The organism is Fictibacillus nanhaiensis, from assembly GCF_019801215.1.
Lineage (GTDB): Bacteria > Bacillota > Bacilli > Bacillales > Fictibacillaceae > Fictibacillus > Fictibacillus nanhaiensis_C.
This window is the reverse complement of sequence record NZ_JAHVJO010000001.1, coordinates 653,364-665,901: the sequence shown is the minus strand read 5'-3', so window position 1 is coordinate 665,901 and position 12,538 is coordinate 653,364. Positions and strand designations below refer to the sequence as shown.

16 protein-coding genes are annotated in these 12,538 nt (G+C 38.4%); all 16 read right to left on the bottom strand.

Translation table 11 applies throughout. The features are described from left to right. Positions 1-208: 208 nt before the first annotated feature. Positions 209-982: a CheR family methyltransferase gene (locus KUV80_RS03485; protein WP_222461282.1), complete on the bottom strand. Its 774-nt coding sequence runs from the start codon at positions 980-982 to the stop codon at positions 209-211. Positions 983-1,121: 139 nt separating this feature from the next. Next, on the bottom strand, positions 1,122-1,565 hold the full coding sequence (ndk, locus tag KUV80_RS03480) for a nucleoside-diphosphate kinase (protein ID WP_222461281.1): 444 nt from the start codon (positions 1,563-1,565) through the stop codon (positions 1,122-1,124). A gap of 89 nt (positions 1,566-1,654) precedes the next feature. Then, complete coding sequence (locus KUV80_RS03475) at positions 1,655-2,620, bottom strand: polyprenyl synthetase family protein (protein WP_222461280.1); 966 nt, start codon at positions 2,618-2,620, stop codon at positions 1,655-1,657. A 12-nt stretch (positions 2,621-2,632) separates the two neighbouring features. Then, entirely contained in the window at positions 2,633-3,469 is an 837-nt protein-coding gene (locus KUV80_RS03470; protein ID WP_222461279.1) for a menaquinone biosynthetic enzyme MqnA/MqnD family protein, read from the bottom strand. A 6-nt stretch (positions 3,470-3,475) separates the two neighbouring features. Then, the gene (locus tag KUV80_RS03465) at positions 3,476-4,066 is read right to left on the bottom strand and encodes a UbiX family flavin prenyltransferase (RefSeq protein WP_222461278.1); all 591 of its coding nucleotides are present in this window, start codon (positions 4,064-4,066) and stop codon (positions 3,476-3,478) included. Continuing rightward, the gene (locus tag KUV80_RS03460) at positions 4,063-4,926 is read right to left on the bottom strand and encodes a UbiA-like polyprenyltransferase (RefSeq protein WP_222461277.1); all 864 of its coding nucleotides are present in this window, start codon (positions 4,924-4,926) and stop codon (positions 4,063-4,065) included. Before KUV80_RS03460 ends, KUV80_RS03465 begins: the two co-directional genes overlap by 4 nt. A gap of 16 nt (positions 4,927-4,942) precedes the next feature. After that, positions 4,943-5,647 (bottom strand): demethylmenaquinone methyltransferase, encoded by a 705-nt coding sequence (locus KUV80_RS03455; RefSeq protein ID WP_222461276.1) that lies wholly within the window; start codon positions 5,645-5,647, stop codon positions 4,943-4,945. 4 nt (positions 5,648-5,651) lie between these two features. Continuing rightward, positions 5,652-6,356 carry a heptaprenyl diphosphate synthase component 1 gene (locus KUV80_RS03450; RefSeq protein ID WP_222461275.1) on the bottom strand — a complete coding sequence of 235 codons (705 nt, stop codon included), beginning with the start codon at positions 6,354-6,356 and terminating at the stop codon, positions 5,652-5,654. Positions 6,357-6,517: 161 nt separating this feature from the next. Next, positions 6,518-6,736 (bottom strand): trp RNA-binding attenuation protein MtrB, encoded by a 219-nt coding sequence (mtrB, locus tag KUV80_RS03445; protein WP_066241872.1) that lies wholly within the window; start codon positions 6,734-6,736, stop codon positions 6,518-6,520. 11 nt (positions 6,737-6,747) lie between these two features. After that, positions 6,748-7,314: a GTP cyclohydrolase I FolE gene (folE, locus tag KUV80_RS03440; RefSeq protein ID WP_222461274.1), complete on the bottom strand. Its 567-nt coding sequence runs from the start codon at positions 7,312-7,314 to the stop codon at positions 6,748-6,750. Positions 7,315-7,588: 274 nt separating this feature from the next. After that, positions 7,589-7,861, bottom strand: coding sequence for an HU family DNA-binding protein (locus KUV80_RS03435; RefSeq protein ID WP_222461273.1), 273 nt, complete (start codon positions 7,859-7,861; stop codon positions 7,589-7,591). A 313-nt stretch (positions 7,862-8,174) separates the two neighbouring features. Beyond that, complete coding sequence (spoIVA, locus tag KUV80_RS03430; RefSeq protein WP_222461272.1) at positions 8,175-9,653, bottom strand: stage IV sporulation protein A; 1,479 nt, start codon at positions 9,651-9,653, stop codon at positions 8,175-8,177. 259 nt (positions 9,654-9,912) lie between these two features. Continuing rightward, positions 9,913-10,623, bottom strand: coding sequence for a hypothetical protein (locus KUV80_RS03425; RefSeq protein ID WP_222461271.1), 711 nt, complete (start codon positions 10,621-10,623; stop codon positions 9,913-9,915). Between the two features lie 14 nt (positions 10,624-10,637). Then, positions 10,638-10,838 (bottom strand): DUF2768 domain-containing protein, encoded by a 201-nt coding sequence (locus KUV80_RS03420; protein ID WP_222461270.1) that lies wholly within the window; start codon positions 10,836-10,838, stop codon positions 10,638-10,640. Positions 10,839-11,112: 274 nt separating this feature from the next. Next, entirely contained in the window at positions 11,113-11,373 is a 261-nt protein-coding gene (locus KUV80_RS03415; protein WP_222461269.1) for a stage VI sporulation protein F, read from the bottom strand. Between the two features lie 112 nt (positions 11,374-11,485). Beyond that, on the bottom strand, positions 11,486-12,511 hold the full coding sequence (locus tag KUV80_RS03410; protein ID WP_222461268.1) for an NAD(P)H-dependent glycerol-3-phosphate dehydrogenase: 1,026 nt from the start codon (positions 12,509-12,511) through the stop codon (positions 11,486-11,488). Positions 12,512-12,538 lie beyond the last annotated feature (27 nt).

Here is a 12,538-nt window from a genome sequence, read left to right as displayed (position 1 = left end):
AAAAAGCCATGCAGAAATAACCCGCATGGCATTTGTACATTTCCATTCTCGGCTCTGCTCCACTCAAACTCTCTCAACTTGTCTCAACTAGGCTCTAAACTAATTCTAACTATTTATATTCTAAACTCTAAACTTAAAGGTAAGGTTAAACCATCCTTTGCTTTCTGTCAACTGAAACAATAATTTAGAATACTTAAAGAACCAGCTTCTATTTTTTCCGATAAAAAAACGGCTCTTCTGTCTCTAGTCCATAAAGTCCCGGGTTAAAAATTTGCTCTGTGCTTCCAACAAACAAGACGCCCCCAGGACGTAATGCTTTACTGAATTTTTCATAAAGAACGGTCTTTGCTTCTTCCGTAAAATAAATCATAACATTTCGGCAAACGATCAGATCAAAATCTGAACCGAACGGATCAGAAAGAAGATTTTGTTTTTTAAAGGCAATAGGTTTCTTTAAGACATCGTCCACTTTAAACCCAAGCTCCTGTTTAGAAAAATACCGTTCCTTTTTTTCTTTTGGAACATCCTGTAAGGCTCTTTCAAAATAAAAACCATTTTTTGCACGATCTAAAACCATTTCATCCAAGTCAGTTGCAAGAATTGAAAAGTTTGCAACGCCTCTGTACTCTGAAAGCATCATGGATAAGGTGTAAGGTTCTTCACCAGTAGAACATGCAGCACTCCATACCTTCAAGGAAGATTTTCCTGTTAATAGCCGTGGAAAGATCTTCGTCTCAAGAACCTCCCAACGAGAAGGATTGCGATAAAACTCAGAAACATTGATCGTCATGCGGTCTAAAAACTCATGAAGCATTTCGGTATCGGATGAAAGTGATCTAAAATAATCCCCAAACGAACGAAAAGAACGCTTATCTCGCAATGCGACTAAACGGCGTTTCATTTGCGCTTCTTTATAAAGAGACAGATCAATTCCTGTCTTTTCATAGATGTTCTTTTTAAAACTTTCGTAGTCTATGTCCATCAGTTTCTCTCCCGTTGCAAGCATTGTAGCGTTAATTCTATCTCTTGTATCCATTATATCGGCTGAATCCAAGGCATTTTGAACAAAAAGAAAAACCGGCTCTCAAGCCGGTTAAACGCTTTCATTTTGTTGAAAAAAATTAGATCCAAACAGAAACAGCTTTATCATAAGAAACTAATTCTTCTTCTTTAAAAAACAATCCAATTTCTCGCTCTGCACTCTCAGCAGAATCTGAACCGTGAATGATATTATTGCTAACTTGTACTGCATAATCTCCGCGGATTGATCCAGGAGCTGCTTCAGACGGGTTTGTTTTCCCCATCATGTTGCGAGCTGTAAGAATTACATCTTTTCCTTCCCAAACCATTGCAAATACAGGTCCAGAAGTAATAAAGTCTACAAGTTCCCCGAAAAACGGACGTTCTTTGTGCTCACCATAATGTTCTTTAGCAAGATCTTCAGAAATATTCATTAATTTTGCACCAACAAGCTGAAAACCTTTCTTCTCAAAACGGGATACGATTTCTCCGATTAACGCACGCTGAACGCCATCTGGTTTGACCATTAAAAACGTTTTTTCCATGTATTCCCTCTCCTATCATCTATGTATAGTATATGTGGGACAAGTTCCCCAGAGAAATCGTACCAAAAATTTTAAAAATTAGCAATCACTCAAAATTTTCTGCCAGCGATAAAATCTGCTACTTTTAACAAACTATCCCTCGCATCTGTTTCAGGTAAAGAGCTCGCAGCCAATTTAGCACGGTTTAAATACTTTTCAGAAATCCTAGAAGCAGACTCGATTCCCCCAAGCTGTTTCATATCTTTTAATAGTTCAGCTAATAAGACAGAATCTTTGCTTTCATAGTACAAATTCAGTTTGTCTTTAATCTCAGGATGCTTGTTAATAGTGATTAAAACGGGAAGTGTGATGTTGCCTTGCTTCAGGTCACTACCTGCTGGTTTTCCAAGCTGTTTTTCAGAGGCAGTAAAATCCAAAATATCATCAGTGATCTGAAATGCCATGCCTACACAATAACCAAACTCATATAGCTTTTTTTGAAGAGACGCATCAGCCATGGATGTTATCGCACCCAATTGACAGCTTAAAGCGATTAATAAAGCTGTTTTTCGCTTGATCCGTTTGAAATATTTTCTGACGTTTTGATCTGTATCGAATTGTTCATTAATCTGTTCAATTTCACCGAGACACATTTCTTTCATACCTTGCGCCAAAATTTGATGAGCTCTTGGAATATTGATGTCTGTCATTAATTTCAATGCAGAAGCGAATATATAATCTCCTGTATACATGGCAACTTTATTGTCATATTTTGCTTTAACCGTCTTCCTGCCTCTTCTCATATCAGCATCATCTACAACGTCATCATGAACAAGAGAAGCCATATGGATCAGCTCAAGGGCAGCAGCAGGTTTTTTGATTAGATGGATGTTATACGTGCCGAACTGGGCAGAAAGCAGCACAAATAAAGGGCGGATTCTTTTTCCGCCGGCTTTTAATAACTCCATACCGGCTGTTTGAATCAGTGGCTGGTCGGAGCTAACAGATTGTACTAGCTGATCTTCTATTTGTTGTAAATCCTTTTTTAAAAATGAGTATAAGTCCTTTAACTTCACTTTTGTTTCACCCTATCGCCCGTTACTTATAGGAAATTTTAAGATAGATGGTATTGTTTGTAACAATCCGCACTCTTTGGCCAGCTGAAAATAATAGGAAAGTCCTTTTTCATGTTCGCCATCAAATCCATAATTTAATCCATTAAAATAATTTTGCCAAAAGTCATAGCTTCCACCATGCTCCTTCATAACAAAGTTGATTACAGGAGCGAATTTCTCAAATTGACAGCGTTCCTTGCTCTCAATCATGCTTTGTCCTACATAGGAAAGCAAATTCTTATTCTCTTCTTCCATTTCTTTCCGGTAAGCCATTACTGCAAAAACCATAGGTAGTCCTGTTTGTTCATACCAGATCTCACCTAAGTCATAAACATAGTAAATGTTGTTTACTCTGTTAGCTGTTATTGCATCATCACCAATTAACAGACAGGCATCATATTGATCCATCATCTTCTTAAAATGAGGAGCTTCTACATGGAAAGATGCTTCAACCTTGAAAAAGTGGCACATGATGATTTTTAATAGTGCGACAGAAGTTTCTGAACTCGACGTTAATGCCACATTCTTCTCATGTAATGCTTGTATTGGGTACTTCGAAAAAAGAAAGATAGAATTTACTTTTCCGAAAGAAGAAACAGATAAATCAGGAACGAGATGATAACGATCCGCGTTTTTTCCGAAAGAAAAAGAGGAAATCCCTCCTATATCTACATGTTGTTCTTCCATTAACTTATTAATCTTTGAAGGAACAGCGTGTGTTATGCTAACACCTTGTTCCATCAGACGCTCTCTATTTAAATAATAGTATAGGGGTATGATGTTCGTGTAGCTGATTTCCCCAATGTTCATATTCTATCAGTCTCCCCAGCGTGTAAACAATTCGTGTTGTACACCTAAGTTATCCAGAACTTTCCCCACTAAAAAGTTTACAAGATCGTCCATTGACTTAGGCAGGTGATAAAAACCAGGCATAGCCGGTACAATTTTCCCGCCAGCTTCCGTAACTTTTATCATATTTTCCAGATGGATTTTATGTAAAGGCGTTTCCCGTGGAACTAAAATGAGTTTTCTGCTTTCTTTAAGCATAACATCTGCTGTTCGCTCTAACAGATTACCGGACGCGCCATGAGCAATGCCAGATAAAGTTCCCATTGAACAAGGAATGATTACCATTCCATCATTTTGATAAGAGCCGCTCGCGATTGGAGCATTAAAATCACGTAGCGTATGATAAAATAATCGTTCGTTTCCATAGAAGCCAAAATGTTCTTCAATGACAGCTTCTCTATCTTCTGTATCCCAAAGAAGCTCTTCTCTGAATACTTGCCAGCCAGCTTCTGTCACAACGAGGTGTACTTTATGACCGCTTTTTAAAATTTCCTGAGCCAGCCTTACTCCGTATATTGCTCCACTCGCACCAGTAATACCAATCGTAATAGTTTTCATAATAAAAGATCCCCTATTGAAAAAATAAACATAACAACACTTAAGATACCGTTCATTGTAAAGAAGGCTACATCTAGCTTTGATAAATCGTGCGGCTTTACTAAAGAATGTTCATAAATCATAATGGCACCTGAAATGAATACTCCAAGGTAGAATAGCCATCCCATCCCTGAAACAACACCTAATAGCATAAAAGCTATGAAACTAGCAACATGTAACCACCTAGCGGTCATAAGCGCTCTTCTGATACCGAAAGTTGACGGGATTGAGTAAAGACCGTGTGACTTGTCATAATCAGCATCCTGAGTAGCATAGATTACGTCAAAACCTGCAATCCAAAACAATACACCAAAGAATAACAGAAAAGCCTCTGGACTTAGTGTCCCTGTAGCTCCAACCCATCCTCCAAGTGGTGCAATTGCAATCGTGATGCCTAGAACTAAGTGACATAAGTAGGTAAATCGTTTCGTATAAGAATAGATAACAAGAAAGAATACCGCAAGCGGCAGCAATTTCATTGATAATACGTTTAACTGATACGCACTAAAAAGTAATAAGGAAAGCGAAAGAATAATAAACAGATAGACTTCGCTTTTTTTCAACAGTTTAGCGGGGATAGCGCGAGTCTTCGTTCGAGGATTCGCCTCATCAATATCAGCGTCAATTGCTCGATTTAGTGCCATTGCAGAGCTTCTAGCACCTACCATCGCCAATGTTATCCAAATCCATTCCAACAAGGTTGGGAGAGTACCTTCTTCCAAAAGACTTCCCATAATTGCACCCAAGTAGGCAAATGGAAGCGCAAAAACCGTATGTTCAAACTTAATCATTTCTAAAATCACTTTAAATTTATTCCACACACTGCAACGCTCTCTTCTATTGCTGTTTTTTCCCTGTATGCATTGCTGCTGCACCTAATGCATACGATTTAACTTCGACATTACATAATCCTGCTTCTTTAAATAGTTTTGCAAGCTCTTCTTTTGTTAAAAAAGCTTCAGTTGATTCTTGGAGCCATGCGTATTCTTGATAGCTTTTTGCAAATAACTTGCCAAAAACAGGCATGATATACGTAAAATATAATGCAAAGAGCTGTTTGAATACAGGTACAGTCGGATGTGAGGTTTCAAGACATACTACTCTTCCACCTGGCTTTACCACTCTAGCCATTTCTTTAAGCGTTTGAAGATAATCAGGAACGTTTCTAAGACCAAAACCGATCGTAACAAAATCAAACGAATTCTCTTCGAACGGAAGCTCCATCGCATTCCCATGAATGAAGGTAACTTGTGGAGTGTGTCGTTTTTTTAACTTCTCACGTCCTACCTTCAGCATGTTCTCGCTAAAATCAAGCCCTTTAACCTGACCGTGCTCACCTGCTGCTTCTGCAAGGGCAAATGTCCATTCACCAGTACCGCAGCATACGTCTAAGCAATGATCACCTAGTTGCACGTTCATCTTTTTCATCGTATCTTTGCGCCATTTGCTATGTTGTTTAAAACTTATTAGATCATTCATATAATCATATTGATCAGAGATCTTTTCAAATACAGAGTGAACCCTTTCTTCTTTACTCAACATCGGATTAACCCTCTCCTAACAATAGGTCATTTTCAAAGCAATCGTACATCGTGCTTTCTTCTCTTGTAAACAAAAAGGGAACATCCACCTTTTTTTCACGAATATCACACTCGAATTTCTTAATGCTGTTCAACTGTTTTTTATTTAATACGGATCTTGATTCCTTCGATTGATAACGAGCAATGAGAAGATAACGCTCAATAAATGGTATATATTTATGTAAACCGAAAGACTCTGCCGCTTTTGTATACAACAAGCTTTCCATTTGCTCTACGGATTTTAAATATTCCATAGAACTTCTATTTTTTATGTTCAAATGCAAGTAAGTTTTATGTTCGTTTATTTTTTGAACGGCTGTTGAGAGATGAGAAATCAAATCTAAATTTTCACAACGTGACAACAAGAGGTAATATAGACTGCTAAAATAATCCCCAGACAAAACCACGAGCTGTCTTTTCTTTTTATGGGCAATCATATTAGGTTCAAGTATATCATCATGACGGTCAAGAGCGGATTGAATTAAAAGAATTGAACCGAAGTACTCAGCTTCCACTGCTTCATCGAGTTCAAGTTCGCGAAGCAAACCGTATGTAATGAACACTTTAGCATCATGCAATACAGGATGCAGTAAAAACTCATCCACATAACGATGCTGCATCAGTAAAAGTGTATGCTGTTTTAAACGTTGAATTTGTTCCATGGTGTTCATCATATGCCTCCAATGATACAGCAAAATGTGCCTCATTATTATACCATAGTCCCCAATTGTATACGGATTCAATCCATGAAAAAGACATAAAGAAAACTAGGCTGATGCCTAGCCCTTTGTAGTTGGCCATTGATGACCAGATAATTTATGAGCATTTCACCTTATGATTCTGTGTCTACTTCACCGTGTTTTGTATAAATGACCGCTTTCCCTCTAACTTTCACAGCAGATGTGTGTTCAGTAAACTGTGCGATCATGACTTCACCTTTATCCAATTTTTCTGAATGGTGAAACCTTGTTTCCGTACCACGGGTTAATCCAATCACATTTACTCCGTTTTCTTTTGCTTTAATTACAAAAAAATCAAATTCTGATTTCATTGGTAATCCTCCTAGTTTCGAATAAAACTTAATACTTCTGCACGAGCCGCTGCATCATTTTCAAAGACTCCTCGAACGGCAGAAGTGACTGTTAGTGACCCTGGCTTTTTCACTCCGCGCATCGTCATACACATATGTTCAGCTTCAATCACCACAATTACACCATGCGGCTCAAGCGTCTCTAATAAGCTGTTTGCGATGGTTGAAGTAATCCGTTCTTGCAGTTGCGGTCTCTTCGTTACAGCTTCCACTGCTCTTGCAAGTTTACTCAATCCTGTCACTTTACCGCCTTTTGGAATGTAGCCGATATGCGCCTTACCAAAAAAAGGAACTAAGTGATGCTCACACATGGAATAAAAAGGGATGTCCTTCACAAGTACAAGTTCTTCATGATCTTCCCCAAATATTGTAGCAAAATGTTCTTTCGGATCTTGGTTCAATCCTTGAAAGACTTCTTCATACATTTTAGCCACTCGTTTCGGAGTATCTATTAGACCCTCTCTCTCAGGATCTTCACCAATCGCTTCTAATATCATTTTAACTGCTGTTTCAATTTTTTCTTTTTGAACTTCCGCCACGCTTTTTGTCCTCCAATTCCAATAACACAATAGCAAAATTTTAGCATACTGCATGTAGAATAGCAAAAGTAGAAAACCCTTACAAGGATTGGTATACTTATTTGTTCTTTTAAAAAGAACAGCTAAAAAAGAATGTGCGTGGTAATCGAGAATAAAGACCCAATTAAAATGAAGCAATGCCTCAGATGGCATGGGAGAAGAGATGTAAAAAGATGAATTTTAAACAAAAGAAAAAGACCGTGATAAATCACGGTCTAATTGCCCTATGTATCAATTATTTAACAGCGTCCTTAAGGGCTTTCCCTGGTTTGAAAGCAGGAACCTTGCTTGCAGAAATTTCGATTTCTTGTCCAGTTTGTGGGTTACGGCCTTTACGAGCAGCACGCTCACGAACTTCGAAGTTACCAAAACCGATAAGTTGTACCTTGCTTCCGCTTTGAAGAGTACCAGTGATTGCTTCAAAAACAGCGTCAACGGCTTTAGATGCATCTTTCTTTGATAGTTGAGCTTGCTCAGAAACTGTGTTGATAAGATCAGTCTTGTTCATTCCATTCACCTCCTCTCAAAGAACCTAATACATATATCGGTAGAGTTTGATTATTTTAAGCAAGAAATTCTATGTAATATACAGGATTTTACTTATTTTATCTGTGACAAGCCTTATATTATACGATTAACTTGAAGAATTCAATCTTTTTTCGACCTTTTTAACGATTCACCCCTTAAATGTACTTATTTATTGACTTTATTTTACAAAAATAACCACTAAAAAGAGTTAAAAGTATCTTTTATACAGAGTACCAATGTACTATTTTTTAAGACAACAGAAAAAAAAGACTCCTTTTTATAGGAGTCTAACGCTATAAAATAATGGCAATTAATCCGCCTGATCCTTCATTAATAATGCGTTCTAGTGTTTCCTTCAATTTATATCTAGCATTCTCCGGCATCAATGAAATCTTCCCTTGAATTCCTTCTCTAACAATAGAGTTAAGTGAGCGCCCAAAGATATCTGAGTTCCAGATGGAAAGCGGATCTTCCTCAAAATCCTGCATTAAATATCTCAGCATTTCTTCACTTTGCTTTTCTGTACCAATAATTGGTGCGAATTCAGATTCCACATCAACTTTGATCATATGAATAGAAGGAGCAATTGCTTTTAATCGAACGCCGAATCTAGAACCTTGACGGATGATCTCTGGCTCATCCAGACTCATATCAGTTATTGCAGGAGCTGCAATTCCATACCCCGTCTGTTTTACCATTCTAAGTGCATCTGCCACTTGATCATACTCTGTCTTCGCATATGCAAATTCCTGCATCAATTGAAGAAGGTGATCTTTTCCGCGAATCTCTACCCCAACAACTTCTTTTAGTATTTGATCGTACAAGTAATCTGGTGCAAACAAGTCTATCTCTGCAATCCCTTGCCCCATTTCGATTCCTGCTAATCTGGCATCATCAATAAAGTCATAGTTCGCAAAGAAGCCCACAACTTTATCAACATCGCGCAGTCGTTTTATATCCTGTACAGTCTCCCTCACAGCTTCTTCATAGCTTTCACGCAGCCAATGATTCTCACGAAGCACCATAACCCAGCTCGGTAGATTTACATTGACTTCTAATACTGGAAACTCATACAATGCTTCTCTAAGAACGTTGTTGATATCATGTTCGGTCATACCTTCAACACTCATCGCTAACACTGGTATATCATACTTTTCACAAAGTTCATTACGAAGCTGTTGTGTGTCTGGATGATGTGGATGTGTTGAGTTGATCAGCATGATGAACGGCTTGCCTACTTCTTTTAATTCTTCGACAACACGCTCTTCTGAGTCCACGTAATCATATCTAGGAATTTCCCCGATCGAGCCATCGGTTGTTACAACTACTCCTAGTGTAGAGTGCTCTTGAATGACTTTTCTTGTGCCAATTTCTGCTGCTTCATGAAACGGAATCGGCTCATCGTACCAAGGCGTATGAATCATTCTAGGGCCGTTTTCATCTTCGTACCCTTTTGCACTTGGTACTGCATAACCTACAGAGTCTACAAGACGGATGTTCACATCAAGCCCATCACCTACATTGATTTTCACCGCGTTGTTTGGAACAAATTTGGGCTCAGTGGTCATAATGGTACGTCCAGCTGCACTTTGCGGTAATTCGTCCTGAGCGCGATGACGATCTGCTTCGTTTTCAATGTTTGGCAGCACCACAAGTTCCATGAATTTCTTAATAAATGTGGATTTGCCAGTTCTTACTGCTCCTACTACGCCTAAGTAGATATCTCCGCCCGTCCTTTCGGCGATATCTTTAAAAATATCGATTTTTTCCATTCGTTTCCCTCCCGATCCAAATAGAGTTCCGGATGCTAGTCTTGGACAATATATCGTATGATTTTGTCCTATTGATTATGACAAAGGACGAAAATTTTTTATTGGATCCTCTCATTCTTGAGTTGTATAGTTCCATAAAACGGGAGGGCGCACAATTAGTGCCTACCGATGAAACTATAAAGCTTGTTCCGTTAAAAGGTTATCCAAAAAAACTCTCCGCCTTTTCTATGAATGTATTAGAAAAAGGGAGAGTTCATGCCTATTTTATTAAAAAAACAGGTTTGTTGTTTTCAATTGTATATGGCACAGAATAAACGGGAACGAAGAAAGAATGTTCCGCTAACAGATGTCTGATATCTTCATATTTTTCTAGCTCATCAGAATAGCTGCTGATCGCTGATTTTAAATCTTTTCTATAATCTATAAATATTTTAGCGTCACTGTTTACCATAAGAGGCAGTTCTTTACCTGTAAAGGGACTTGTAACCTTTGGATCTTCTTTAAAGCCTAATTTTTTATAATCGAGTGTGTACCTTCCTTGGGCTTCAATCTTTTTGAATGGCGGGTACTCATGTTTCGCCATGTATATGTTTAAAGCTACCTGCACATCTTGCACATGATCTGTTAATACGAGATCAGCCAGTTTTACCGTTGGTTTTGTTTCCACGTCGATCAAAACATATTGAAATGTTCCACCCTTTTCAAATGCATTTCCTGGCGGTTCTTGTATATATCTGGGAACTAATTTGTTAAAATCAATTAAGTATTTTTGATAGACATCTGTGTCTGCTTCTTTTGTTCTTATCGGTAATACACCTGTATCTTTTTGAAAATTCTCCACGGCTTTCTGAACTAGAACGATTTGATCCTGATAAGGGATGCTGTTTTGCATCTTTCTTTCTTCAGGGTATAAGCAACCAGAAAGCGTAAACAGGATAAGACAAAGGGGAATCCACCATTTTTTTGACATCTTAGTTGCCTCCTTTATCCTTGTACAGGTCCACTAAATACGACGATTAATATAAGTATTCCAGCCACTAACATACAGGCCCATGCAAAAAAGGAAACAATCGCCTGTGGAATACCGGTCAATTTAGAACGGCTTAACATTATTGAAAAAACAGCGATAAACATTAGACCGATGGCTGATAACGCCACCCACATTTTTAATAATCCTTCACTCATATGTATCCTCCTTGTCCACAGCGTACATTATAGCATAATTTTCTCGGTTTTTTCTTTGGCTGTTCTTAAACTTTGTTGTTTACGCTTTCCGCAGGGCGTGCGGTGAGCCGCAGGAGTCTGGCATCTTCAACTCCAATCCATTTATCAAGAAAGAGAAATAATGACCATAAAAAAACACCCGGCAGATGCCGGATGTTTGACTAAATACTTCCTTGTTTCCAGTTCAATACCATCATTTAAAACGCTGCTTTACATTTCATTCTTAAAGTAGGCGTTATTTTCCATCAAACATTTTAGATAGTGTTGCCAGATCTAGAGGGATATTGTTATTTAAAACAGCCTGAACGATCTGGTCTTCCTTTTGTTTTGTTACAGCCACTCCAGCCATAGAAGATACTTGGGAAATCAGCATTCGAATCGTGCGCTCATCACGTAAATTAGAGCCGCTTACGGATTGTGCCAGTTTAAAAATATCATCTTTTTTAACACTTGTTTTCTTTTCAATCTTGTCAAAAAATTGTTGATCACGTTCCACCTGAAGTCCTCCTCCCACTTCCTTTTCACCCTTATCGTATGCAATAAAAAAAGAAGCGTGAAAAGAAAAAAGGCGATTGCCTAATTTTTTTAGACACTCACCTATTTTTTCTTTAGCTCTTTAGGGAGGAAACATCCTCAACTTCATGAGTTCGAGAACGCTGCATCAGCTCATCTACAGCTTGCTTAGCACCTTTATGGTTAAATAGAACATCATACAAAACTTGAGTAATCGGCATTTCAACTTTCTCTCTCTTGCTTAGCTCATATGCAGCTTGTGTAGTCCTTACACCTTCTACGACCATACCCATATTTTCAAGAACTTCTTCAAGCGCCATTCCTTTACCTAACATGTTGCCTGCACGCCAATTTCGACTATGTACACTTGTACACGTAACGATTAAATCACCAATACCTGTTAATCCAGAAAAGGTGAGAGGGTTGGCTCCCATGTGTGTCCCAAGTCGAGCGATCTCTGCAAGTCCTCTTGTAATCAATGCTGCTTTTGCATTATCACCATATCCAAGTCCGTCAGAAAGCCCTGCTCCTAACGCGATAATGTTTTTCAATGCTCCTCCGAGTTCAACACCGATTACATCAGGATTGGTATACACTCGGAAATTTTGATTAATGAACAGATCCTGAACTTTTTCAGCGGTTTCAATCTTTTCAGAAGAAACTGTTACTGTAGTGGGCTGTCTTAAAGAAACTTCTTCAGCATGACTAGGTCCAGAAAGTACAACAACAGCTTCTAATAAAGAAGTTGGCAATTCTTCCTCGATAATTTCTGAAATTCTTTTATATGTACCGGGTTCGATCCCTTTACTCGCATGTACGATTGTGACTGGATGCGCTAATGTTCCTTTTAGCTTTTCAAGAACGTCCCTCATTGCTTTTGTTGGAGTTACAAGAACAATCGTATCTGCTTCCTTAACACATTCATCAAGTTTAACCGTCGCTATTATATTCTTTGGCAGTATAACTCCAGGTAAGTATTTTTCGTTACGATTCTCTTCGTTAATTTCTTGCACTTGTTCTTCTCTTCGTCCCCACAAGCTTACAGTGTGTCCGTTATCAGCTAATACCATGGCAAGGGCAGTTCCCCAGCTTCCTGCACCTAATACAGCAACTCTTCCCATAAATGTCACACTCCGTGTTTTATTTTG

Coding starts and splice junctions, on each gene's coding strand:
- KUV80_RS03485 (WP_222461282.1), bottom strand. CDS start 982: ATGGACATAGACTACGAAAGTTTTAAAAAGAACATCTATGAAAAGACA.
- ndk (WP_222461281.1), bottom strand. CDS start 1,565: ATGGAAAAAACGTTTTTAATGGTCAAACCAGATGGCGTTCAGCGTGCG.
- KUV80_RS03470 (WP_222461279.1), bottom strand. CDS start 3,469: ATGAACATTGGGGAAATCAGCTACACGAACATCATACCCCTATACTAT.
- KUV80_RS03465 (WP_222461278.1), bottom strand. CDS start 4,066: ATGAAAACTATTACGATTGGTATTACTGGTGCGAGTGGAGCAATATAC.
- KUV80_RS03455 (WP_222461276.1), bottom strand. CDS start 5,647: ATGTTGAGTAAAGAAGAAAGGGTTCACTCTGTATTTGAAAAGATCTCT.
- KUV80_RS03450 (WP_222461275.1), bottom strand. CDS start 6,356: ATGAACACCATGGAACAAATTCAACGTTTAAAACAGCATACACTTTTA.
- mtrB (WP_066241872.1), bottom strand. CDS start 6,736: ATGAAATCAGAATTTGATTTTTTTGTAATTAAAGCAAAAGAAAACGGA.
- KUV80_RS03435 (WP_222461273.1), bottom strand. CDS start 7,861: ATGAACAAGACTGATCTTATCAACACAGTTTCTGAGCAAGCTCAACTA.
- spoIVA (WP_222461272.1), bottom strand. CDS start 9,653: ATGGAAAAAATCGATATTTTTAAAGATATCGCCGAAAGGACGGGCGGA.
- KUV80_RS03425 (WP_222461271.1), bottom strand. CDS start 10,623: ATGTCAAAAAAATGGTGGATTCCCCTTTGTCTTATCCTGTTTACGCTT.
- KUV80_RS03420 (WP_222461270.1), bottom strand. CDS start 10,838: ATGAGTGAAGGATTATTAAAAATGTGGGTGGCGTTATCAGCCATCGGT.
- KUV80_RS03410 (WP_222461268.1), bottom strand. CDS start 12,511: ATGGGAAGAGTTGCTGTATTAGGTGCAGGAAGCTGGGGAACTGCCCTT.